Annotated in this window: 18 protein-coding genes; 7 read left to right on the forward strand and 11 right to left on the reverse strand. The window is 75.5% G+C overall.

Translation table 11 applies throughout. From position 1 onward, the window contains the following. Positions 1-99 precede the first annotated feature (99 nt). From JQX11_RS02585 to eccD, 9 genes are all read right to left on the reverse strand, one after another. On the reverse strand, positions 100-432 hold the full coding sequence (locus tag JQX11_RS02585) for a hypothetical protein (RefSeq protein ID WP_204923294.1): 333 nt from the start codon (positions 430-432) through the stop codon (positions 100-102). Continuing rightward, positions 432-878, reverse strand: a complete 447-nt coding sequence (locus JQX11_RS02590; RefSeq protein ID WP_204923295.1) for a YbaB/EbfC family nucleoid-associated protein — start codon at positions 876-878, stop codon at positions 432-434. The genes JQX11_RS02585 and JQX11_RS02590 overlap by 1 nt, the downstream gene beginning before the upstream one ends. A gap of 83 nt (positions 879-961) precedes the next feature. Beyond that, complete coding sequence (locus tag JQX11_RS32900) at positions 962-3,028, reverse strand: hypothetical protein (protein WP_204923297.1); 2,067 nt, start codon at positions 3,026-3,028, stop codon at positions 962-964. 24 nt (positions 3,029-3,052) lie between these two features. Then, entirely contained in the window at positions 3,053-5,194 is a 2,142-nt protein-coding gene (locus JQX11_RS02600; RefSeq protein ID WP_204923298.1) for a hypothetical protein, read from the reverse strand. Positions 5,195-5,198: 4 nt separating this feature from the next. After that, the gene (locus JQX11_RS02605; protein WP_204923300.1) at positions 5,199-5,597 is read right to left on the reverse strand and encodes a hypothetical protein; all 399 of its coding nucleotides are present in this window, start codon (positions 5,595-5,597) and stop codon (positions 5,199-5,201) included. A gap of 61 nt (positions 5,598-5,658) precedes the next feature. Next, positions 5,659-5,955: a WXG100 family type VII secretion target gene (locus JQX11_RS02610; protein ID WP_204923302.1), complete on the reverse strand. Its 297-nt coding sequence runs from the start codon at positions 5,953-5,955 to the stop codon at positions 5,659-5,661. Positions 5,956-5,986: 31 nt separating this feature from the next. Beyond that, positions 5,987-6,283 carry a WXG100 family type VII secretion target gene (locus JQX11_RS02615; RefSeq protein WP_204923310.1) on the reverse strand — a complete coding sequence of 99 codons (297 nt, stop codon included), beginning with the start codon at positions 6,281-6,283 and terminating at the stop codon, positions 5,987-5,989. A gap of 66 nt (positions 6,284-6,349) precedes the next feature. Further along, positions 6,350-7,744, reverse strand: coding sequence for a type VII secretion protein EccB (eccB, locus tag JQX11_RS02620; protein ID WP_204923312.1), 1,395 nt, complete (start codon positions 7,742-7,744; stop codon positions 6,350-6,352). Positions 7,745-7,748: 4 nt separating this feature from the next. Beyond that, positions 7,749-9,140 (reverse strand): type VII secretion integral membrane protein EccD, encoded by a 1,392-nt coding sequence (gene eccD, locus JQX11_RS02625; RefSeq protein WP_204923314.1) that lies wholly within the window; start codon positions 9,138-9,140, stop codon positions 7,749-7,751. A gap of 160 nt (positions 9,141-9,300) precedes the next feature. Here eccD and eccCa point away from each other — a divergent pair, with 160 nt between their 5' ends. Next, positions 9,301-13,368 carry a type VII secretion protein EccCa gene (eccCa, locus tag JQX11_RS02630; protein ID WP_204923316.1) on the forward strand — a complete coding sequence of 1,356 codons (4,068 nt, stop codon included), beginning with the start codon at positions 9,301-9,303 and terminating at the stop codon, positions 13,366-13,368. A gap of 151 nt (positions 13,369-13,519) precedes the next feature. Here the strand turns inward: eccCa and JQX11_RS02635 are convergent, their stop codons facing one another. Continuing rightward, positions 13,520-14,971: a S8 family serine peptidase gene (locus JQX11_RS02635; protein ID WP_204923318.1), complete on the reverse strand. Its 1,452-nt coding sequence runs from the start codon at positions 14,969-14,971 to the stop codon at positions 13,520-13,522. A 215-nt stretch (positions 14,972-15,186) separates the two neighbouring features. Here JQX11_RS02635 and JQX11_RS02640 point away from each other — a divergent pair, with 215 nt between their 5' ends. The 5 genes from JQX11_RS02640 (at position 15,187) to JQX11_RS02660 (ending at position 21,046) form a co-directional block, all read left to right on the forward strand. Beyond that, positions 15,187-16,746: a hypothetical protein gene (locus JQX11_RS02640; RefSeq protein ID WP_204923319.1), complete on the forward strand. Its 1,560-nt coding sequence runs from the start codon at positions 15,187-15,189 to the stop codon at positions 16,744-16,746. Between the two features lie 139 nt (positions 16,747-16,885). Next, positions 16,886-18,559 carry a S8 family serine peptidase gene (locus JQX11_RS02645; RefSeq protein WP_204923320.1) on the forward strand — a complete coding sequence of 558 codons (1,674 nt, stop codon included), beginning with the start codon at positions 16,886-16,888 and terminating at the stop codon, positions 18,557-18,559. After that, a complete protein-coding gene (locus JQX11_RS02650) occupies positions 18,556-19,773 on the forward strand; it encodes a S8 family serine peptidase (RefSeq protein ID WP_204923321.1) in 1,218 nt (405 codons plus the stop codon). Before JQX11_RS02645 ends, JQX11_RS02650 begins: the two co-directional genes overlap by 4 nt. A 104-nt stretch (positions 19,774-19,877) precedes the next feature. After that, the gene (locus JQX11_RS02655) at positions 19,878-20,054 is read left to right on the forward strand and encodes a CPBP family glutamic-type intramembrane protease (RefSeq protein ID WP_204923323.1); all 177 of its coding nucleotides are present in this window, start codon (positions 19,878-19,880) and stop codon (positions 20,052-20,054) included. Between the two features lie 47 nt (positions 20,055-20,101). Beyond that, the gene (locus JQX11_RS02660) at positions 20,102-21,046 is read left to right on the forward strand and encodes an acyltransferase domain-containing protein (protein WP_204923325.1); all 945 of its coding nucleotides are present in this window, start codon (positions 20,102-20,104) and stop codon (positions 21,044-21,046) included. Here JQX11_RS02660 and JQX11_RS02665 read toward each other — a convergent pair. Further along, positions 21,043-21,549: a MarR family winged helix-turn-helix transcriptional regulator gene (locus JQX11_RS02665; RefSeq protein ID WP_204923326.1), complete on the reverse strand. Its 507-nt coding sequence runs from the start codon at positions 21,547-21,549 to the stop codon at positions 21,043-21,045. The genes JQX11_RS02660 and JQX11_RS02665 overlap by 4 nt on opposite strands. Before the next feature lie 31 nt (positions 21,550-21,580). Between JQX11_RS02665 and JQX11_RS02670 the strand changes: the two genes are divergently transcribed. Further along, positions 21,581-22,651 carry a bifunctional NAD(P)H-dependent oxidoreductase/GNAT family N-acetyltransferase gene (locus tag JQX11_RS02670; RefSeq protein WP_204923327.1) on the forward strand — a complete coding sequence of 357 codons (1,071 nt, stop codon included), beginning with the start codon at positions 21,581-21,583 and terminating at the stop codon, positions 22,649-22,651. Positions 22,652-22,664: the final 13 nt, after the last annotated feature.

Consider the following 22,664-nt stretch of genomic DNA (forward strand, 5'->3'; position numbering starts at 1 on the left):
CACCCCTCGTCGTCACGCCGTTGTCAGGTGTTGCGCCAGGGCACTGCCCGCCCACGCGCCGGAGCACTGCCCGCCCGGGGCGGGCACCGCTGTCGGCCGTTAGGTGTGCCGCCCGCTGTTGACCCCGCCGGAGATGTCGGCGTTGGTCGACTCCATGTCCGCCAGGAGTCGGCCCAGTTCCCGCAGGTCCTCCTGGTAGCCCTGGGGCACCGCGCCGAGCAGCTTGATGAGGTCCGCGCCGACCGACGCCTTCGGCAGGTTCGCCACGATCTCGTCGATGTCCGCGTACGGTTCCCCGACGAGCCCGGGATGGTCGGTGTCGCTGCGCCGCAGCACCCGCTGGACCCGGTCCAGTTCCTCGGTGAACGGGTCGAAGTTCGGGTTGGTCAGCCGGCCGGTGTCCGCACCGATCGGCCCCACGGCCGGGGGCATCAGTGGGCTCCGGCCGGAGGCGTCGGCGTCGGGTCGTCGTCCGGCCCGACCGTCCGGAACATCTCGTTGAGCAGCTGGTCCATCGGCAGCGGGCCGTGTTCCGGGTCGGCCCCGCCGGTCAGCAGGTCCATCATGGGCAGGCCGGCGGGGAGCAGCGACTCGAACGCGGCGACGGTACGGGCCATCGCCTCGCCCCGGGCCGCCTCGATCGTGTCGACCAGCAGCTCCCCCAGCTCCGGACCGGCCATCGTCCGGTACGCCGAGGTCGGAAACTTGATCCCCGTGACCGCTCCCCGACTGTCGACGGTCACCGCCACCGCCCGGTTCTTGGCGGTGACCGTGCTGTAGACGGTGTGCAGGCCACCCTGGATCTCGTCGATCGCGGCCTTCTGCCGTTCGAGTTCGGCGAGCGCCTGCTCGACCTGGTTGGACAACGGACTCGACATCTGTCCTCACCTCCGGTTGTCTCTGCGGTTCGTCTGCTGCGGGGCCCCACGACGGTCGACCCGTCGTGCGGTGCCGACGGCGGTCAACCCCGGCCGCGCGCCTGTTCCCGGCCGTGCACCACCGGGCCGGCGGTGGGGGTCTGCTCCACCTGCACCGGTGTCGCCACCGGCCGCCGCCTCGGCGGGTCGGTCCGGCCGACCACGGCCGCCGTACACGTCGGGTCGGCTCCCCAGGCCTGCTCGTCCTCGGTCAGCCGGGTGGTGCGGCGGGTGTCGTCGCCCTCCCGGCCCGGTGCGCCGATCGGCGGCAGGACCGGCGGCCCGAACGGCCGGCCGCCGAGCTGGCCGGGTGCCGGGGGGCCGCTGCCCGCCGCGCCCGACAACCCCGGGCCGCCGGTCACACCGGACGACCCGGCACCGCCGGGCAGCCCCGCGCCTGCGGGCAACCCCGCGCCGCCGGCACCGCCGAGCGGGCCGGCGAGCAGGGCGGCGAGTTCCCGGCCGACGGCGGAGCCGCCGACGGCCGCCCGCGACGGCGGGGCGACCGGGCCGTCCACCAGGTCACCGATGTCGACGCCGCCGCCGGCCCAGTCGCCCAGCGCGCCGCCGGAGCGGCGGTCGCCGTCCGGGACGCCACCGCCGGCCCGTCCGCCGATCACCGGGCCGACGCCACCGGCCAGACCACCCACCCCGGCCAGCGCACCGCCGGCCCAGCCGCCCACGCCGCCACGCCCCAGGGCACCGACCGCGCCGACGCCGTCGCCGGCCGCCCCGGAGGTGCCGAGGACGCCGAGGTCCGCGGAGTCGCCGGCCAGGCTCGTCGCGCCGGGCGCCGGCAGACCCGCCCCGCCGAACCCGCCGCCGCCCGACGCGCCGAGCGCGCCGATGGCCGCCGGGCCGCCGCCGAGAGCGGCACCCATCCCGCCGGCTCCCGAGGAGGAGGACGAGAACGACAGGTCCGGCCCGCCGCCGCCGGCCCCGTCGAAGCCGGAACCACCACCGCCGGACCCGTCGAACCCGCCGCCGCCGGACTGGATGGTGGACCGCACCTCGTCGGGGGGTGGAGCGCCGGTGGGGCCGTCCGAGGTGCCCGGCGGTGGCGGCGGTTGGTCACCGCCGCCGGGCGGACCCGCGAACCGGTTGACGATCCCGCTGGTCTCCCGCAACGCGGTGACGAGCTGCGCCAACGCGTCGCGCATCGCCAGGTCGAGCCGGACGAGCTGGCGCAGCCAGGCGGTGCGCAGCAGCACGTCGAGACCGGTCCAGCCGGCCGCGGTGGTCAGGTCGAAGGTGCCACCGACCGGCCCGGTGCCGTAGGTGTCGGGGATGGTGATCCCGACCGCGTTCAGGCTGCCCTGGTCGACCTGCGCGAGGATGCTGCGGACCGCGTTGAACAGCGCGGTCGGGTGGTACGTGTTGAACCACTGGTGGGTGTGGTCGCTGAACTCCCGCCACGCGTCGTTGATCCGCTCGCGGAACATCAGCAGGTCGTTGGACTGCCGGAAGACCTGGTCCGACCAGGCGTTGGCCTCGTTGGTGGCGTTCATGTCCCGGGTCAGCCGGTCGATGTCGGCGTGCAGGGTGTTCAGGGCTGCCACGAACACCGCCGACGCCGACCCGTCGAACCCGGAACCGGCCCCGCTGATCCCGTCGCGCAGCACCCGCAGCTCGGCGGCGGTGGTGAGCAACGTCTGCTCGACCCGCCACAGCAGGTTGCCGGCGTCGGTGAAGCTGCGTTCGCTGAACCAGCCGTTGGTGCCGGCGTACAGGCGGGTGAGGGCGTTGACGCTCGCCCGGTAGAAGCTGTCGAACGCGGTGGCCGGTGGGGGGCCGCCGGTCCCCTCCCAGAAGGTGACGTGGCCCCGCACGATCTCCCAGAGGTCCCGTTGCGGGTCGTCCACCCCGGGACCGACCCGGCGGTAGCCCATCAGTTCCCGGTCCCCCGGGTCGATCGTGGGGCGGGTGCCCCGGTCCAGTTCCTGGGTACGCCGTTCGACGAACCGGACCCAGGTGACCCCGTGGCCGGCCACCAGGTTGCGGTCGATCAGCGTGCCGCTGCCCTGGTCGGTGCCGTCGCGGCCCTCGTTGAGGACGTCCTGGAGCATCCGTTCCCAGGTCCAGCCGGTGTACTCCGGGTTCGGGGCGGTCACCGCGCGGTCCGCCCGGGTCGACGGTCAGCCACGGCGACGTCCCGTCGTACGGGTGGGGCCGGGCGACTGGCCGGGTCGGCGTGGCGCGGCCGGCATCGTGGTGGCCGGTTCCTCGGCGTGCTCGGAGCGGCCGATGACGGCCATCCCGCACTCGGGGTCGGTGCCCCACACATCCTCTTCCTCTTCCAGCCAGGTCTTGCGTTCACGGTCCTTCTCCCCCTGCTGGCCGCCCCCACCCATGCCTCCCATGCCGCCCATCGGCGGCATCATCGGGAACCCGCCGGCCGCCGAGCCGGCGGAGTCGACGCCCCGCGCCCCGCTGCCACCGGGCCCGAGCCCGGCCGGTTCGCCGAGCAGCGCGGCCAGTTCGCTGCCGAGGGCCACCCCGCTGGTCGAGGACTCGCCAGGTGAACCGCCGCCCAGGTTGCCGACGTCGACACCGTCCACGTCGGTCGGGAACTGCGCCGACGGGTTGGTCGTGTCGTCGCCGAGGCCACCCGCCCCGCCGCCCTTGACACCGCCCAGGCCACCGGAGCCGCCGGAGGACCCCAGGTTGCCCAGCCCACCCAGGCCGGGGGTCAGGCCGGGGACGACGACACCACCGCCGCCCGCCGAGCCGGAGCCGGTGCCACCGCCCAGGTCGCCCCAGTCGATGCCGCCGCCACCGAGACCACCCAACCCACCGCCCGAAACACCGGTGCCGAGCTCGCCGCCACCGTCGAGGCCCAGGCCACCGGCCCCGCTCCCTCCGCCCGACCCGAGACCGGACCCGCCGCCCAGACCGAGATCGCCACCGCCGCCCAGAGCGGAACCACCTCCCAGGCCGAGGTCCCCGCCCGCACCGAGTCCCCCACCGCCACCCAGGCCGAGGTCGCCGCCACCGCCCAGGCCCAGGTCACCACCGCCACCCAGACCGAGGTCACCGCCGCCACCGTCCAGGCCCAGATCACCACCGCCGCCCAGGCCGAGGTCCCCACCACCGCCCAGGCCCAGGTCACCACCGCCACCCAGACCGGGGCCACCGCCGCCGTTGAGGTCCGGACCGTTGAGGTTGGGGGTGCCGCCCGGCGGCGGGGTGGTGCCGGTGGTGGTCGGTGGGGGCGAGATGACGCTCACCAGGTGGGTGACGGAGCGCAACCGGGTGGTCAGCAGTGCCAGCTCGGTACGCATCGTGGCGTCCAGCTCATGCAACTGGCCGAGCCAGGCACCCTTGATCATGTTGTCGACGCTCTGCCAGCCCGCCTCGGTCATCAGGTTGAACGTGCCGCTGTTCACCGAGCCGTTGCCGTACGCGTCCGGCAGGGTGATCGTGACCTGGCTGAAGTTGCCCGTCCTGACCTCGGTGACGATCTTCTTCAACGAGTCGATCAACGTGGTCGGGTTGTAGCCGTTGAACCACTGGAAGGTGTGGTCGCTGAACTCCCGGAACGAGCTGGCGATCTTGTTGCGGAAGGTCGTCATGTCGTCGACCACGTCGTCGACCTGGTCGGACCAGGCCCGGTCGGTGCTGTTGGCGTTCATGTCGACGGCGAGCCGGTGGACGTCGCGCCGCATGTTCGCCACCGCACCGATGAACACCCCGGAGGCGTTGCCCTGGAACCCGGAGGCGTCGTCGCCGACCCGGTCCAGGATGGTCTTCAGCTCCCGTTCGGTGCTGACCAGACTGGTCTCCACGTCGTGCAGCATCTTGGCGGCGTCGGTGAAGCTCTTCCAGCTGAACACCGGGTTGGTGCCGCTGGTCAGCCGTTGCAACGCGCCCTCGCTGGACTTGTAGAAGGTCTCGAAGGCGCCGCGCGGGGAGGGCGCCCCCTCGGTCTGCGAGTCACTGAAGACGATCTTCACCTGGATGAACTGGGTACGGGTGGTGTAGTGGGGTTTCCCGTCGCGCACCGAGCCGACCGTGCTGATCCGGTAGAGGAAGAACTCGTTGCCGTCGAGCGAGTCGATCCGGTTGGTCACGTCGCCGTCGCTGGGCGGCTGCGAGGACTCGGTCACGTCGTCCAGGTGGTCGACGAGACGCAGCCACCGCACGTCCGGGCCGGCCACCAACCGACGGTCCAGCATGGTGCCGCTGGTGCCGTCGGGGCCGTCCCGGCCCTCCCCCAGCACGTTCTGGAGCATCGATTCCCAGGTCCACTGGGACATGTCCTGGTACGGCGCGGTCACCGGATCACGCCGTCGGGTTCGGGGTGGGGTTGGGCGGGGTGCCGGTGTTCGGCGGGGTGCCGGTGCCGGGCAGGAACTCCAGGAACCGCTCGGCGGTGACCGAGTTGAGCGACTCGATGTAGTCCGAGTTCGCCAGCAGTTCGGTCAGCCCCACGGCGAGGCTGTTCATCGTGGTCCGGTGCGTGGTCATCCGGGCCAGCAGCGTGTCACCGGTCTTGTTGAGCTGGTCACGGATGGTCTTGCCCGGCTCGAAGTTGTTCGTGCCGGCCGAGACGACCAGGTCACGCAGCGTCTGCGAGACGTACTGGCCCTGCCCGGAGGTGGCGGTGTCGACCGCGTCCCGCAGGCTGTTCAGCTTCGCGACGAGCTGGTTGATGTACGGCTCGTCGATGACGATCGGCATCTGGTGCTCCGTTCCGTGAGGTGGGAGGCGGGCGGCCCGGTACCGCCCGCCACACCGAAGGTCAGACGTTGCCCTGGAACAGCGCGGCACCCCGCGCGTCACCCAGCCGGTAGTTGTCGTGGATCTGGTCCAGCCGGGACGAGGCGTCGGCGAGCGCCCGGCGCATCTCGTCGATCCCGGTGTTCCACTTCGCCTGCGCCGCGGTGAACGCCTCCCGGGTGTCACCGGAGTTGGCGCTCACGTACGTCTGGACGACGGTGTTGAGTTCGTCGATCGCGTTCTGGATGCTGTTGGTCACGCCCTGCAACTCGGCCGAGCTGTCCAGCAGACCGTTGGGGTTGAGTCCGTACGACGGCATGGGTCGTCCTTCGTGAGGGGTCGGTCGGTGGTCAGGTCCAGCTCGCGGAGAGAGCGTTGTCCTGCTCCACCTGCGCGCTGGTCTGGTAGTGCGAGGTCATCGCGGTGTTCAGGTCGAGCAGCCCCTGCTTGACCTTGCTCAGCCCTTCCAGCCACTGCTGGATGGAGGTGGTGAAGGCGGTCTTGGCCTCCCCACGCCACTGGGTGTCCAGGAAGCTGGACGTGTTGTCGACGGCGCGCTGCGCCGCGTCGCACTGGGCGTCGGTCTGGTTCATCGCCGAGATGGTGCTGCGGATGGTCTGCTCGTCTACCTCATTGCCGAGTGGCATCGGCGCTCCTTCCGGTTGGGGCGGCCGCGGCGGTTCCGCGTCGCCGGTTCCGCTGGTCGGCCGGTCTCATCCGACGACCCGGGCGGGGTCGAGGGCGGGACCGGTCGGCAGCAGATCGATCAGGTCCGGTGACACCACGGTCGCGGTCGCGGGGGCGTAACCCAGCCGCTCCGCCACCGCCGCACCGGCGAGGGGGTACTTCACCCCGGCGTCGGTCACCAGGTGGTAGCCGGTGCCGGGCTGTCCGGCGCGACCGGTGACCACCAGCCCGCCGCGTCCCGGGGTGACCGCCACCGCGTCGGCGGTGTGCGCCGTCCGGGTCACCCCGACGCCGCCCCGGACGATGCCGGTCGCCGGTACCGGTCGGGCCGCCACGACCCGGGGGCGGCCGTCGGCACCGAACCGCAGGCACCAGGCCAGCCCGGCGGCGCGGGAGGCCGCCGCCGGCGCCACCGCCGGCAGTTCCTCGGCCACGGGTGGTCGGGCCACGAGGGGCAGCCGGGCCAGCGCCGCCGGGCTCAGCACGGTCGGGACCACCACCCGGCCGCCGTAGCCGGCGACGGTCGCCGGGTCGGCGGCCAGCAGCGCGTACGCCAACGGGGTCAGCCGGGCCAGCCCGTCGCGGCGCAGCAGGTAGTGCCGTTCCGCCCCGTCGGCCGGTCGGGCGGTGAACAGCTGACCGATCCGGGTCGGTTGCCCGTCTACCTCTGGCCCGGCCTCGCCGCGCCCCGGCACCGCCACCGGCCCCAGGTCAACCCCGGCGGGAACCAGGTCCAACCAGGCCGCCGGTACGGTGACCGGTGGCCCGTCGTGTCCCAGCACCGCCGGCAGCCACGGCGCGGTGAGCCGGAACCGTTGACCGTTCCAGATCAGATAGCCGGCGGTCGGGTCGCCGGTGGGCCGGACCAGCACCGCCCGGTCGGCGGCCAACGGGGTCCCGTCGGCCGCCGGGGCGACGGACAGGGTCAACGCCGTCGTCTCGGTGCCGGCCAGATCCGTGGCGCTGGGCGCGCACGCGGTCCACCCGACCCCGGCCAGGCCACCGGCCGGCAGCACGTCGGGAGCGCCGACGATGCCCAGCGGCTGCCCGTGCGCCACCCCGCGCAGCGACTTCGCCGACACGGTGACCACGGCCAGTTCCTCGCCGAGCAGCAGCCGGGCCGAGGCGTAGTTGAGCACCGGGCGCAGCCGCCCGTCCAGGTAGAGGTAGCGCGAGCCGGTCTCCTTCTCCACCACCAGCGACCCGGCCTTCCGCCAGGCGGTGGCCCCGCCGGGGGCGAAGAAGCCGTACAGGGTGAAGCCGCCGACCACCAGCGCGGCGACCAGGACCCCGGCGAGCAACCCCACGGTGGTCCGCCGGTGCGGCGTCTCCAGACCGTCCGGCTCGCCGGCGACCAGCGCGGCGGTCAACCGGCCCAGCAGGTGCGACTGCGCCTGCACCTGGTCACGTCGGGACTGCACGGCCTCAGCCCCCGATCGCCCGGAAGTAGTCGTACACGTGCAGGACGGCCAGCCCGATCGGCAGCAGCGCCACCGCCGCCGCGGTCAGGGTCAGGTCACCGACCCGCCCCCAGTACGGCGTCACCCGCCGCCCGGTGAGGCTGCGCCCGGCCAGCAGCAACGCCGGTACGGCGACCGGCAGCACCACCAGCGCCAGCACCCGCGCCAGCGGTCCCGCACCGGCCAGGGCGTCCACGGCGACCGCGACGAGCCCGACCAGCGCCGGTACCGCCTGGGTCAGCCGGTGCCAGGCGCTGGTCATCGGCCGGGCGTTGAGCGACCAGACCAGCGCGACCAGCAGCACCAGGGTCACCTCCGCCCACCCCGCCCGGTGGGCCACCGGCAGCAGCGCCACGGCGGTGGCCGCCGCCAGGCCGGCGTACAGGGCGGTCATCAGCCGGTCGACGGCCCGCGCCCGGTCCATCAGCGGGCCGGCCGGTTCCGGGTCGATGTCCTCCTGGAGGTGTTCGGGTCGGGTCGGCAGCGGGGCGAGGCGCATCCCGGCCAGCCGGAACGCGAACAGGGGCACCGTCAGCACCAGGGCGGTCGCGGCCAGCGCCACCACCGCCCCGGCCTGCGGCCCGGTCAGCCCGCCGGCCGTGGCGGCGGCCCCGCCGAGCACCCCCAGCAGCAGCGCGACGGAGCCGGCGACGAACAGCGGGGTGGCCGCGCCGAGCAGACCGGCGGCGAGCACCGCCACCGCCGCCCCGGTGGCGGTCCCGCCGAGCACCTGCGGCCCGGTCACCCCCGCGCCGACCGCCCCGCCGTCGCCGGGCAGCACCAGCCCGGCCAGGCCGGCGTAGCCGGTCGCGGCGACGGCCAGCAGCACGCCGAACCCCCGCTCGGCGGCGGCCCGCACCACGGCGGCCCCGCCGCCCAGCGCCACCGCCGCCACCGCCAGCGCCGCCACCGCCCGCAGCGGCACCGGGCCGGGCAGCGCCAGGGCCACCAGCCCGACGGCGAACAGCAGCCCGGCCAGCCCGAGCACCACCGGGCGGACCAGCTCGGGACGCCACCGGCCGGGGCGGTCCCGCACCCCGGTCGCCATCCCGTCGACGAGGTCGTCGAAGTCGACCTCGGGCAGCTGGTCGGCGCGCGGACGCAGGTACACCAGGTCGCCGTCGTGCAGGTCGAGCGCGGCGACGCTGCTCTCCTCGTCCAGCGGGGCCGAGCCGGCCCGTTGCAGCACCCAACCGCCGTGGCTCAGCCCCGTGTCGGCCAGCCCGTCGCCGAGGTGGTGCAGCAGCGCCGGCAACAGGTCGGCCACGACCACCCCGACCGGCACGGCGACCTCGATCTGCCGGCTCGGTCCGCGTACGACCAGCCGGCACATCTGCTCGGTCTCGGTGCCTGTCACGGCCCCTTCAACGGCCCCGCCCGGAGAACGTTCAACGGCTGACCGGAATTTTCTCCCCGCCGGGACCCGCCGGTATCCCGGCCGGAAACCGGGATCGACCCGGATCGGCCCGTGCTCCGTTGTGGAGGGGGGCCGACGGCCCGGGTGGAGGGAGACGAGCATGGGGACGGTGCTGTTCCGGCGGCCGGCACGGCGCGGCGGGCCGGAGATGCCCACCGGGGAGTTGACCCTCCAGGAGCCGCCCGAGCTGAGCGAGCCGCAGCACAACGGCGCCCGGCAGGCGATGATGGTGCTGCCGATGGCGCTGATGACCGGCGTGATGATGCTGATGTTCATGGGCCCCTCCCGGGGCCCGCTGACCTGGGTGATGGCCGGCATGATGGCGGTGGCCATGGGCGGGGTGATGATCGGTTCGGTCATCGCCAGCAGCGGGGAACGCAAGCAGCGCCACGGCGGTGACCGCCGCGACTACCTGCGCTATCTCGCCCAGCACCGCCGTCGGGTCCGCCGGTTCGCCCAGGACCAGCGGGACTCCAGCCTGTGGCGGCACCCCGACCCGGCGTCGCTGTGGTCGCTGGCGATGACCACCCGCCGTTGGGAACGCCGTCCCACCCACCCGGACTTCCTGGAGATCCGGGTCGGCACCGGCGAACAGCGGTTGGCGGTCCGGATCGCGCCGATGCAGACCAAGCCGGTGGAGGATCTCGAACCGGTCGCCGCGAAGGCGCTGCGCCGGTTCATCCGGGCGTACAGCACCCTGCCGGACCAGCCGGTGGCGCTGTTCCTGCCGGGCTTCGCCGAGATCCGGGTGACCGGGGACCGGGCGGCGGCGCGGGCGCTGCTGCGGGCACTGCTCACCCAGCTCGGCGCGTTGCACGCGCCGGAGGAGGTCCGGGTGGCGCTCTGCGTCGACCCGGACGGGCTGGTGGCCTGGGAGTGGGTCAAGTGGCTGCCGCACGCCCAGCACCCCACCGAACAGGACGCCGCCGGGGCGGCGCGGCTGGCCGCCGACGGGATCGAACGCCTCGAACGGCTGCTCGGCGCGGAGTTCACCGGCCGTCCCCGCTACGAGCCGGGCGTCACCCCCGACCGGGACGAGCCGTACGTGGTGGTGGTCCGCGACGGCGGCCGGGTGCCGGCCGGTCACCGGCTCACCACCGGCGGCTACCGCAACGCGGTCTTCGTCGACCTGGACGACCCGCCGGTCGCCACCGGCAAGGGCATCCTCAACCTGGAGGTCGCCGACGGCACGCTGACCATGCTCGGGCGGGACCGGGTGGGCCAGGAGACCCGGCAGGTGCTCGCCGCCCCCGACCTGCTCGGCCCGGCGGCGGCCCGCACGGTCGCCCGGCTGCTGTCGCCCTACCGGCTGGCGGTCAGCACCGAACTGGCCCCCGAACCGATGAAGGCCGACTTCGATCTGGGCACGCTGCTGCGCGTCCCCGACCTGGAACGGTTGGAGCTGGCCGCGTTGCGCGACCGGCGCGGGCCCGACGAGCGGCTGCGGGTGCCGATCGGGGTGGACGCCACCGGCGCCCCGGTCGAGCTGGACCTCAAGGAGTCCGCGCTGGGCGGCATGGGACCGCACGGGATGCTGATCGGCGCGACCGGTTCCGGCAAGAGCGAGCTGCTGCGGACGCTGGTGCTGGCGTTGGCCGTCACGCACTCCTCGGAGACGCTCAACCTGGTCCTGGTCGACTTCAAGGGCGGGGCGACGTTCCTCGGCCTGGACCGGCTGCCGCACACCTCGGCGGTGATCACCAACCTGGCCGACGAGGCGTCGCTGGTCGGCCGGATGCGCGACGCCCTGCACGGCGAGCTGGTCCGCCGGCAGGAACTGCTGCGGGCCGCCGGCGGCTACAGCTCGGTGCTGGAGTACGAGAAGGCCCGTGCCGGCGGCACCCCGCTGGACCCGTTGCCCACCCTCTTCGTGGTCGTCGACGAGTTCTCCGAGCTGCTCGCCGCGCACCGGGACTTCATCGACCTGTTCGTCATGATCGGGCGGCTCGGCCGGTCGCTCGCCGTGCACCTGCTGCTGGCCAGCCAACGCGTCGACGACGGCCGGATCGGGCAGTTGGAGTCGCACCTGTCGTACCGGATCGGGTTGCGGACCTTCTCGGCGATGGAGTCCCGCTCGGTGATCGGGGTGCCCGACGCCTACGAGTTGCCGGCCGCCCCGGGCAACGGCTACCTGCGGATGGACGTCTCGACGCTGCTGCGGTTCAAGGCCGCGTACGTCTCCGGCGAGTACCGCCCCCGCCGGGCCCGGGTCCGGCAGGAGGTGGTCCAGCGGCAGGTGGTGCCCTACCGGCTGGACCCGGTGACGGCGGAGCAGCCGACCCCGCCGGTGCCACCCGTCGACACCGCACCCGCGACCGACCCGGGCACGCCGACCGCCGCAGGCGGCACGCCGACCGCCGCAGCGGGCACGCCGGCGACCGGTCCGGCCGGGTCCGGTCCACCGCCGGTGGACGGGGCGGAGCCGGCCACGCGCAGCGTGTTCGCGATCGTCACCGACCAGCTCGTCGACTCCGGGCCACCGGCCCACCAGGTCTGGCTGCCCCCGCTGGGCGAATCCCCCACCCTGGACAGCCTGCTGCCGGCGCTGACCCCCGACCCCGACCTCGGGCTGGTCGCCGCCGACTGGCCCGGCAACGGCCGGCTGGTCGTCCCGCTCGGTTTCATCGACAAGCCCTACGAGCAGCTGCGCGACCTGCTCACCGTGGACCTGTCCGGGGTGGGCGGACACATCGGCGTGGCCGGCGGCACCCGCAGCGGCAAGAGCACCCTGATCCGGAGCCTGATCTGCGCGCTGGCGCTCACCCACCGCCCCACCGACGTGCAGTTCTACTGCCTGGACTTCGGCGGCGGCACCCTGGGCACCGTCGCCGGCCTGCCGCACGTGGGCAGCGTCGCCGGCCGGCTCGACACCGACCGGGTCGGCCGGACCCTCGCCGAGGTGACCGGCCTGATCAACCAGCGGGAGCGGCGCTTCACCGAGCAGGGCATCGACAGCATCCAGACCTACCGCCGGCTGCGCGCCGAGGGTCAGGTCACCGACGACCCGTACGGCGACGTGTTCCTGGTGGTCGACGGCTGGTTCACGCTACGGCAGGAGTTCGAGCCGCTGGAGGTGGCACTGCGGCAGATCGCCGCCCGGGGGCTCAACTTCGGTGTCCACCTGATCGTCAGCGCGGCCCGCTGGTCGGAGGTGCACCACAGCATGCGCGACCAGCTCGGCATCAAACTGGAACTGCGTCTCGGTGACGCCGTCGACTCGGCCATCGACCTGCGGTTGGCGGCCACCGTGCCGCGTGCGCCGGGGCACGGCCTCACCCCCGAGAAGCTGCACTTCCTGGGGGCGCTGCCGCGCATCGACGGGGTGGCCGACCCGGCGAGCACCGCCGAGGGGGCGCGTGAGCTGGCCGGCACGGTGGCCGAGTTCTGGGCCGGGCCGGTGGCGTCTCCGGTGCGTACCCTGCCGGCGGTGCTGCCCGCGGCCGACCTGCCGCCGGCCGAGGGTGACCTGTGGGTGCCGCTCGGCCTGGACGAGACCGACCTGAAGCCGTACTGGCACGACTTCGCGGAACTGCCGCACCTGACCGGGCTCGGCGACAGCCAGAGCGGCAAGACCAACCTGCTGCGCCACCTGGCCCGCATGATCGTCGGCCGGTTCACCCCGGCCGAGGCGCGCATCCTGATCGTCGACTACCGGCGGCAGCTGTTCGACTCGGTGCCCGCCGAGTACCGGCTCGGCTACTCGGTCTCGACCGACTCCACCCGGGAGACCGTGGCCGACGCGGTGCTCGGTCTCAAGGGGCGGTTGCCGGGCAAGGACATCAGTCCCGAACAGTTGCGCCGCCGCGACTGGTGGACCGGGCCCCGGCTGTTCGTGCTGGTCGACGACTTCGAGATGCTCGCCGGGCAGGACAACCCCCTGCAACCCCTCATCCCGTACGTTCCGCACGGCGTCGACATCGGGCTGCACCTGGTGGTCGTGCGGGGCACCGCGAACCTGATGCGGATGTCGATGGACCCGCTGCTGCGTCGCCTCCAGGAGGCCAGCAGCCCGGACCTCGCACTGTCCTGCCCGCCGACGGAGGGGCCGCTGCTGGGCGGGGTGAAGGGACGGCACCTGCCGCCCGGCCGGGCGATGGTGCTGACCCGACGCGGACACCGGATGATCCAGACCGCGTACGTCGACCCCGACCCCGCGCCCGTCGGCTGACCGCCGTCCGGGCGGCACGGGCCACCGGCCGTGCGGCGGGCCCCGGGCGGGCCGGTCACGCGGCGAGGGCTGGCCGGGCCGGTGGAGCGCAGGGCCGGTGGTGCGGCGGGGGCGGGTCAGCGTCGTCGGCGGGGGCGGGGGCGGGGGCGGGTCAGCGTCGTCGGCGGCGGCGCAGGCCGACGGTGAGGGCGACCAGCGTGAGGATCGCCGCCAGCACGGTGATCGCGCCGGCCGGGCTCCGGCGCTCCACGGTGGTGGCGACGCCGGCCGGGGTGGCGTTCACCGCCGCCGCCGGATTGATCATGCCCCAGCCGTGCCACGGGTCGGGCCCGGCCGCCGGTGACGCCGCCCCGTCGGCCGTGGCCGTGACCCGGGCCGCCGCCTCGACCGCGTCCAACCGGGGTGCGCTGGAGCGGACCAGGGCGACCAGCCCGGCGACGAACCCCACGGCGTAGTCCGTGCCGGTGCCCTGCACCTCGCCCGAGCCGATCCCGAGACCCACCACGTCCACGCCCGGAGCCACCACGTCGACCTCCCCCGGCCGGTGCACCTCCGCCAGCCGGTCGTCCGGGCCCACCGCGCCGACCCGCAGCACCCCCGGCGGCAGGGCGGCACCCTTAGCCGCCGTCGCCGGGCGGGCCGCCACCACCACGGTGGTGCCCCGGGTGACCGCCGCGCGCAGCGCCGTGACCACCCGTTTGTCGGTGGTGTCCACCGATCCGCCGACCACCGCCACCCCGGCCCCGGCTGTGGTCGCCACCCGCAGCGCGGCCACCAGTTCGGTCGGCTCCGCCGTCCCGGCGGCCATGCCGACCCGGACCGGCAGAACGGTGGCCTCGGGGGCGAGACCGACGAAACCGGTACCTCGCTGCCGCGCGGCGGCGACGATCCCGGCCAGCGCGGTGCCGTGCCCGGTGCAGTCCCGGTCCCCCCGGGCGTCGCCGCCGGCCCCGGCGTCCGAACCGGGACGGACCCGACCGGCGAGGGCCGGCGGGGTGGCGTCCACTCCGGAGTCGATGACCGCGACCGTGACCCCCGCGCCCCGGCCCCGGGTCCAGGCCACCTCCGGGGTCAGCCGCAGCTGCGCCCAGGGCACGCCGCCGATCCGCCGCTTCGGCGCCACCGTGCAGACCAGGGCGCTGGTCGGCGCGGCGCTCGGCCGGGGGCGGGGCGTCGCCGCCGGGCGGGCCGGGGTGAAGGCCGGCAGCGGGCCGTAGCTGACGCCCGCGCCGACGGCGTCCCAGGGCAGCACCAGGACCCAGCCCGGACGCAGCACGGCGGGGTCGGTGACCGCGATGCCGTCCGGTTGGACCCGTCCCTTGTTCAGGGCGAAGATCTCCGGGTACCGCTGCGCGTCGCCGAGGACCCGCAACGCGACCTCCCAGAGGTGTTCGACCCGGCCCTGCTCCGCGCCGACCACCAGGTACTTCACGAAGCCGTTCGGCGCGGTGCCCGGCCGTGCCGGCGCGCCGGCCGGGGGCGAGGGGGCGGGAGCGGCCGTCGCCGGTGCCGCCACGGCCACCGTCGACGCCGGGACGGCGAGCCCACCGAGCAGTAGGGCGACCACCGGACGGGACCAGCGGGCCCGGTGGCGTCCGGTCACCGGAAGCGGGCGGGACAGCGCTACCTCCCAGCGTCGTCGTGGCCCGCCCAGGCTACGGCCTCCCCCGTACCGGCCCCGGGCCCGGTCGATTGCGATTCGGCCAACCGGGCGGGGGACGGACGGCGAAGCCGTACTGAACAGATCGCCGGTCGCCGCCGTTGTAGGCAGCGGCCGGGGAAGGGCTGCACCCCGGTGGAGGATCAAGGAGGCTGACCGTGCGATTCCCGACCACCACCGGCACCGGGCGACCGGTGACCCGACGGTTCACCGGCCGGTCGAGGCGGCGCGGCATCGTCGTCACCACGGCGGCGGTCCTGGCCGCCCTCCTGCTCGCCGCCGCCCACGCCGCGGGAACGGTGCCCGACCGGGAGTCCGTCCACCCGGCACCGTCGCACGCGGGGTCGGTCGCGACGCCGCCCGCCACGCACTCCGCCGACGCGACGCCGGCCGGACGGTACTACGTGGTGGGACCGCCGGTGGGCGGTCAGCGGGAGTACCTCTACCAGATCGCGGCCACCACCCTCGGCGACGGCAACCGGTACCGGGAGGTCTTCGAGCTGAACCGGGGCCGCCGCCAGCCCGACGGCGGACGGTTGACCGACCCGGCCGAACTGCGCCCCGGCTGGGTGCTGGCGCTGCCCCCGGACGCGCGGGGGCCGGGTGTGCGCATCGGCCCGCTGCCCCCGACCGGCGCGGACGCCACCCCACCGGCCACGGCCGGCCCGGGGCACACCGGTCAACTGGTCGTGCTGGCCGGACTCGCCGCCGCCGCTCTGCTCGTCGCCACCCTGCTGCGCCGGCCGCCCCGACGCCGGCGTGCCCTGCCCGGCCGTCCCGTCCGGCTCGCCCTCGCCGCAGGCGGCACGACACCGCCTCTCCCACACCCGTCCGCCGGATTCGCCCCGTCCGTCGACGTCGACCCGCCGGCCGGAGCCGCCCCGCCTACCGAGACCGCCCCGCCCACCGGAGCCGCCCTACCGGCCGGAGCCGACCCGACCGTCGACGGTGCCCCCACTGCCGTGCCGACCGGAACCCCGGACCCGGCACGACCCGACCCGGCGCGAGGACCGTCCCCCATGGACCCGGCCGCCCCGGGGGCGCGCGCCGACGCGGCGGCACGGCCCGCCCCGGGGCACGGCGTCGACGTCACCGACGTGAGCCCGGTGCCGGACGTCGACGGCGACCTCGACACCGAGGTGACCTGGCCCGGCGGCACCCTGGTGGTCCGGGTGGCGGCGGGCGGCGGGCGGCCGCACCACGCCTGGCAGATCCCGGCGCAACCCCGACCGTCGATGCGGCTCCCGGTCCGGCTCGGCCACCGGCGGGGCTGGGCGCTCTGGGTCGACCTGGCCGGCACCTCGGACGTCTTCACGGTCACCGGCCCGGTCGAGGCCGCCCGGCAGCGGGCCCGGACGATCGCCGAGCAGGTGCACACCGCCGGGCACACGGTCACCGTGATCGGTGACCTGTTCGGCTCCGACCTGCCCGACGGTTGGGTCCGCCGGGCGGCCTTCCCCACCGGGGAGGCGGACCTGCCCGCCGGCACCGGGGTGCTGTGCAGCGCCGCCCTGTCCGGCCCCGAGCTGGCCTTCGCCCGCCGGATCACCGCCCTGACCGGGCACCGGCTGGTGCCGATCGTGGTCGGCCGGGCGTTGCGGGCCCGCTGGTCGGTGACCGTCCGGCCGGACGCCCCCGCCGGGCCCGAACTCGTCGCCGCCGCCCCGGCCGGTGCGGCGCACGGCGGCAGGCTCCCCGCCGGGGACGGCGCACCGTGACCGGCGGCCGGTTTCCCGCCGGCCGGGGTGAACCGTGACCGGCGGTGCGCCGTTGTGGTCCCGGGGTGCCACGTCGGCCGACCCCGCCGGGCCGGGGCATTGCACCGGCCGATGCCCGCTGGTGACGAGGAGACGGTGGATGAGCCGGTTGCTGGTGTCCTGGACCCGGTCGCTGGGTTGCCTCGTGGCGACCTGCGCGCTGGTGCTCGCCCTGCCCACCCCGGTCCGGGCGGCCCCACCGCCACCGCCCCCGACGTACGTGAAGTACTACCCGGTGTCCGACGGATCCGGGGACCCGGTGACGGACCTGACCGGGGTGGCCGCCCGGTTCCTGGCCGATCCCGACCGGGCCGACGAGGTCTACCGGCTCAACGAGGGACGCCGGCAACCCGACGGCGGGGCCCTGACCGCCGTCGGGCAGCGGCTGTCCCCCGGGTGGCTGCTGGTGCTGCCGTGGGACGCCTCCGGTGACGAGGTCCGCTACGGCCTGCTGCCGGCGACCATCCCGACGGCGAAGCCGGCCCGGCCCGCCGCCGGCACGGGCGGTGCGGGCTGTGTCGCCGGCACCTCCGGCGACGGCGGCTCCCCGTGGACGGACCCGAAGCTGTCCCCGGCGCGCGCCTGGCCGCACAGCACGGGTGCCGGGGCGCTGGTGGCGGTGGTCGACTCCGGCATCGACGGGGAACTGGCCGCCCTCGCCGGGCGGGTCGCCCCCGGGTCGGACGTCATCACCGGCAAGGCCCGCGCCGACACCGACTGCCTGGGCACCGGCACCGCGATGGCGAGTGTGATCGCGGCGGCCTCCGGCACCGGGTCACCCGCGCCACCGGTGGTCGGCGTCGCTCCCGAGGCGGCGGTCCTGCCGGTACGGATCGTCGCCGGTGCCACCGACGCCGATCCGCAGCGGACGGCCCTCGGCATCGAGGTCGCCGTCTCGGCCGGGGCGACGGTGGTGGCCCTGGGCGGGTACGCGAAACTCACCGATCCCGCCGTGACCGAGGCCGTCCGGGTGGCTGTGGCGCACGACGTGGTGGTGGTCGCCCCCGCCGCCACGGCCGACGGTACCCCGGCACCGGCCCAGGAGGGGCTGCTCCGGGTCGCCGGGGTCGGCCCCGACCACCGGCCCGTCCTGGCGTACCCGGCCGGTGGGGTCGACGTGACCGCGCCCGGCCGGGACGTTCCGACGCTCGGCGTCGGAGGCACCACGCCGCAGAACCGCACCGGCACCGAGTACGCCGTCGCCTACGTCGCCGGTGTCGCCGCGCTGGTCCGCACGGCGCTGCCCGGGGCGGACGCCGTCCAGGTGGCCCGCCGGATCACCGCCACCGCCGCCCCGGGCAGCCGGTCGAGCCCGAGCCCCGAGAACGGCTGGGGCATGGTCGACCCGCTGGCGGCGGTCAGCACCGGCCCGGACGCGGCGGCGCCGTCGCGTACCGACTCCGCCGTCTGGCCCGCGCTGGTGGCCGCCGGGCTCGGTTTCCTCCTGCTCGCCGTGGTGGGAGTGTTCGCCCGGCGGGCCCGACGGCTCACCCACCGCGCAACGGTCACCACCGGGCCCGCGACACCGACGTCCCTCCCGCCCGCGTCCACGCCGGACGACCCGGCGGCACCTCAGGACACGGCGGCACGCCCCGATCCCGCAGGACGCTCCGAGCCGGCGGAACCGCAGGACACAGCGGCACCGCACCCGGTCGCCGCCGCACCCGGGTCGGCCGCACCGGCGGTACCCCCCGGGCCGGCGTGGCCGCCGGAGCCGGACGGGCCGGCGGCACCGGGTGGACCGGCGACGGCGACGCGGGGTGCGCTGCCGTGACCGGTCGGGTCGGCCGGGGTCGCGCCGGGGCCGTCGGGATGCTGGTCAGCCTCGGGGTTCTCGTCGCCCCGCCGGCCGGTTCCGCCGCAGCCGGGGAGCCCCCTGCCCTGCCGGCGACGGCGGGACGCTGTGTCGGGCCGTCGCCGGTGACGGTCCGGGAGGCACCGTGGGCGCTGCGCCTGCTCGCCCCGCAGACCAGCTGGCCGTTGACCCGGGGGGCCGGGGTGGTGGTCGCCGTCGTGGACACCGGGGTGAGCGCCGCCGCGCCCGCCCTGGCCGGGGCGGTACGCCCGGGTGCCGATGTCACCGGCGGGCGGGCCGACAGCGACTGCGCGGGGCGGGGCACCGCCCTGGCCGGCATCGTCGCGGCCCGTCCGGCCGGCGACGGGGGGCCGACCGGGATCGCCCCGGACGCCGAGATCCTGCCGGTGCGGATCACCGACGCGAACCGGCGGATCAGCCCGGCCCGGCTCGCCGCCGGCATCCGGCTCGCCACCACCGCCGGAGCGGACGTGATCCTGGTGGCCGCCGGGGTCACCTCGGCGACGCCGGAGCTGACCGACGCCGTAGGGGCCGCGGTCGCCCGGGACATCCTGGTGGTCGCCGCCGTCACCGACCGGGGTGGGGAGAACGGTGGGGACCCTCCGGTCGGCTATCCGGCCGGGTTCCCCACGGTGCTGGCGGTGAACGCGGTCGGTGTCGACGGGGCGGCCGGTCCGGTGGCGGCCGATGCGGGTACCGACCTGGCCGCCCCGGGGGCCGGGCTCGGCATCGCCCCGCGCGGGTCCGGCCACTACCGGGTCGGCGGTGCGCCGGTCGCCGCCGCGTACGTCGCGGGGGTCGCCGCGTTGGTCCGGGCGTACCATCCGGGGTTGTCCCAGGCCGAGGTGCGCGCCCGGTTGGAGCGGACCGCGATCCCAGCACCGGGTGGTGGGCCGACCCCGGGGGTCGGCGGCGGAACCCTCGACGCGTACGCGGCGGTCGCCGCGCTCGCGCCCCGGCAGGGCGACCCGCCGGTGCCGGTCGCGGCCGGGCCGCTCGTCGTGCCGACCGCTGCGGGCCCGTCGCGGGCCGCCCGGGTGGCCGGCCTGACCGTCCTCGGCGCGCTCGTGGTGGCCCTGCTCGTCGCCGCCGCCACGCTCACCCGGGCAGGCCGGACGCGACGTCGGCGGGGAAAGGTCACTGTGGCCGATCTCCCGGGGCAGCACCGCTGACGCCTGCCGACGCTCGGGGGTGCCCGACCGGCTCCCCCGGCCGTCCTGGTGGCGACTGGACCCCGGTGGTGGCCGGTGCCGGTCGCCCGGGTCGGCAGACAACCGTGACGGTCACCGGCTGGCTGGTCTGCTTCGTCGTGGTCGGTCCGGTCGTCGAGGAGCTGTGCTTGCGGGGCGTGCTCCTGCACCGCCTGCCCACCACCCGGCCGGCGGTCGCCGGTGCCGTGCTGGCCAACCTGGTGGCCTTCGTGGTACGCGCGGTGGGGGCGGTGCACCGCTGACCTCCCGGCGGGCCGTGCAGCGGGGCGGCGGCCGGTAGGATCGGCTGGTGGACCTGGATGTCGTGGCCGCCCGGCTCGGGGTGCCCGTCGAGGAGGTCGAGCGGGTGCACCGGCTCGCCGGTGACCGGCCGTCGGCCCCGCTGCCCGCCCGCGCCGACGCGCCCGCGCTCCTCGACCGGCTGGCGGTACGACCGGACGACGCCGCCGAGATCATGGCCGGCTGGCCGGACCACGACTCTCCGGAGTGGACGCCGGAGCTGCGCTGGCTGCTCGACCGCTCGACCGCCCTGGTCCGCGCCGACCTCGGCGGGCACGAGTGGCTGTCGCCCGGCCCGGAGCTGCCCCGCGACCGGGGTCCCGCCTGGCGGCACCTCTACGTGTACGCCTACCTCGCCCTGGTCGACATGGTCCGTGGATACCACCGCGAGCACGGCATCGCCGACGGCGTCACCTGGGCGACGCTCGCCGACCTGGGTCGTAACCTGGCGATCGACAGGCGGATGCACGGCGAGGGCTGGCCGGTCATGCAGAGCTGGCTGACCCTGCACACCCGGGGCAGCCTCTTCGAGCTGGGCCGGCTCCAGCACGAGCGGGCCGGCACCGCCATCGGCCTGCACGTGCCCGACGCGGGGCCGATGAGCCCGGAGGCGGTCGACGCGTCGCTCGACGAGGCCCGCGAGTTCTTTCCCCGGCACTTCCCCGACGAGCACCGCACCACGTTCTCCTGCGGCTCCTGGCTGCTCGACCCGCAGTTGCGCGACTACCTGCCCGAGGATTCCAACATCATCCGGTTCCAGCGCCGGTTCGAGTTGCTCCCCTATGTGCCGGCCGACGGGCCGGACGCCGACGTCGAGGTGCGGCGGTTCGCCTTCCGTACGCTCAGCACGCCGCTCGACCAACTGCCCCGGCGGACCGTGCTGCAACGCGCGATCATCGACCACCTGGCGGCCGGCGGCCACTGGCACTGGCGACACGGGCGGTTCCCGCTCTAGGGTCGGCCCGCTCCTGCCGGCGGTGGCCCGGCGGTGTCGTCGTCGGCCGGGGGCTGCGCCAGCCGGCCGGCGATCCGTTCCAGGGCGACGAGGTCCTGCGGGGCGAGCCGGTCGACGAGGTGCCGCCGCACCGACTCGACGTGGACCGGTGCGGCGTCGCGCAGGGCGGCCATGCCCGGCCCGGTCAGCACGAGCAGGCAGCCCCGCCCGTCGGCCGGGTCGGGTGCCCGGCGCAGCAGTCCGCGCGCCTCCATCCGGCTGGCGTGCCGGGACAGCCGGCTGCGCGACCAGCCCATCTTGTCGGCCTGCACGCCGAGGGTGCTGGTCTGCGCGGGCTGTTCCGACAGGGTGCTCAGCACCTCGTAGTCGGCCTCGGACAGGCCGATCGCCGCCAGGTCGTGCGCGGTGCCGGCCTGGACGGCGACCATCACGCGTCGCAGGGCCCGCCAGGCCCGTTCCTCGGCGGGCGTCAGCCACCGCACCGACCCCGACTTTGTTGACATGTAATCAATCTAGCATCTAGCCTTCGTTTCCATGTCAACGAAACCGCTCCGTGTCCTCGCCCTGACCTGCGCCACCCGTCCCGGCGCGCTCGGTCCCGCCGTGAGCCGGTGGCTGCTCGACGCGGTCACCGGCCGGGCGGCGGCACTCGACGTCGAGGTGGTACCGGTGGCGCTCGGCGACCTGGACCTGCCGTTCCTCGACGAGGAGGAATCGCCGTCGTCGGGCGTCCGCCGGCACGACCACACCCGCCGGTGGAGCGCGACAGTCGACGCGGCGGACGGTTTCATCGCCGTCACCCCGGAGTACAACCACGGGATGCCGGCGACGCTGAAGAACGCGCTGGACTACCTCGGCGGCGAGTGGGCGTGGAAGCCGATCGGTTTCGTCAGCTACGGCCACACCTCGGCCGGCACCCGCGCCGTCGAGCACGCCAAGCAGGTGGTGACCGCCCTGCGCATGGTCCCGGCGGGCACCACGGTCGCCGTCCGCATCGGCGACGCCGTCCGCGACGGCCGGCTGCGGCCCGACGCCGACCGCGACGCGGCCGGTGCCGCTCTGCTGGACGAGGTGGTCCGGCTCGCCCACGCCCTGCGACCGATGCGCGAACGCGACCGGGCCACCCCCGGCCCGCTACCCGGCTCCTACGCCCGACGACTCACCGGCGACGACGCACCCGAGGTGACCGTGCTGCAACGGTGCTGCTGGACGGAGGAGGCACTGGTCAACGACACCCTGGCCATCCCCCCGCTGCACGAGTCGGTGCCGGAGGTGGGCCAGTGGCTGGCGGACTGGCACACCACCGGCCTCTGGCGCGACGGACGGCTGCTGGGCATGGTGCGTACCCGCACCGACGGCACCGACTGCCACCTGGGACGACTCGCCGTCGTACCCGACCTGCGCGGTCGGGGGGTGGGGCGGTGGCTGTTGCGGGCCGCCGAGGTCGCCGCCGGACCGGGATGTCGCCGCATCGAACTGTTCACCGGGGCCAGGAGTCTGCGCAACATCGCCCTCTACCGGAGCGTCGGCTACCGGCCGGTGTCACCGGCCGGCCCGGACGGCACCGTCCGCCTGGCGAAGCACCTGCCCGGCACCGGACGCTGACCGGCCGGCACGG

The sequence above is a fragment of the Micromonospora humida genome (assembly GCF_016901255.1).
In the GTDB taxonomy this organism is placed as follows: domain Bacteria; phylum Actinomycetota; class Actinomycetes; order Mycobacteriales; family Micromonosporaceae; genus Micromonospora; species Micromonospora wenchangensis.